Source organism: Prevotella sp. LCP21S3_D2 (genome assembly GCF_052118345.1).
Lineage (GTDB): Bacteria > Bacteroidota > Bacteroidia > Bacteroidales > Bacteroidaceae > Prevotella.
Genome location: NZ_JBQKHJ010000070.1, coordinates 1 through 1,075 on the forward strand (window position 1 = coordinate 1; position 1,075 = coordinate 1,075).

Below are 1,075 nucleotides of genomic sequence, written 5' to 3' on the forward strand. Positions count from 1 at the left end.
CCTTAATTCCGCAACACTTTGATTTAACTTTATTTATAAGTTCCTGAGCAACAAAAAGTTGCTCAGGATTTTGCCATGTCAGATTTTTCACCTATCTTAGTGTTGCAATTTAAAACAAGCGTAAATCGTAACAAGACATGGCAAAGGTAGCAATAAAATCTGAGAAACTCACACCTTTTGGAGGAATTTTTTCAATCATGGAGCAATTTGACTCCATGCTTTCACCTATTATCGACCAGACACTTGGTCAGAGATGCCGCAGTATCATCGGATACCAGTACAGCGAAATTATTCGTTCTCTGATGAGCGTATACTTCTGTGGCGGTTCATGCGTGGAGGATGTAACATCGCATCTGATGCGTCATCTCTCGTATCATCCGACCTTGCGCACATGCAGCTCTGATACCATCCTCAGAGCCATCAAGGAACTGACACAGGAAAACATCTCATATACTTCCGATAAGGGCAAGACCTATGATTTCAATACGGCAGACAAGCTCAACGCCTTGCTTATAAAAGCCTTGGTTTCCACCGGTGAACTGAATGAGGTGGAATCCTATGATGTTGATTTCGACCATCAGTTCCTTGAAACAGAGAAATATGATGCAAAACCGACATACAAGAAGTTCCTCGGCTACAGACCTGGCGTATATGTCATCGGTGAGAAGATTGTCTATGTTGAGAACAGCGATGGCAACACAAATGTGCGCTTTTATCAGGCTGAGACCCACAAGAGATTCTTTGCCCTACTGGAAGCCAACAGCATCCGTGTGAATCGCTTCAGAGCCGACTGTGGTTCGTGCTCGAAGGAAATTGTCAGTGAGATAGAGAAGCATTGCACGCACTTCTACATCCGCGCCAACAGATGCAGTTCGCTCTACGATGACTTGTTTGCACTGAGGGGATGGAAGACGGAGGAAATCAACGGCATCCAGTTTGAACTCAATTCCATTCTCGTTGAAAAATGGGAAGGCAAGTGCTATCGTCTTGTCATTCAGAGACAAAAGCGCATGGATGGAGAGCTTGACTTGTGGGAAGGTGAATACACCTACAGATGCATTCTTACCAACGATTA

At 44.2% G+C, this 1,075-nt stretch carries 1 protein-coding gene; it reads left to right on the forward strand.

Features of this window, described 5'->3' with window-relative positions; genetic code table 11:
- Nucleotides 1-137: 137 nt before the first annotated feature.
- A partial coding sequence (locus ACTQ16_RS16610) for an IS1380-like element IS614 family transposase (protein ID WP_441938543.1) occupies nucleotides 138-1,075 on the forward strand: 938 nt, incomplete at its 3' end.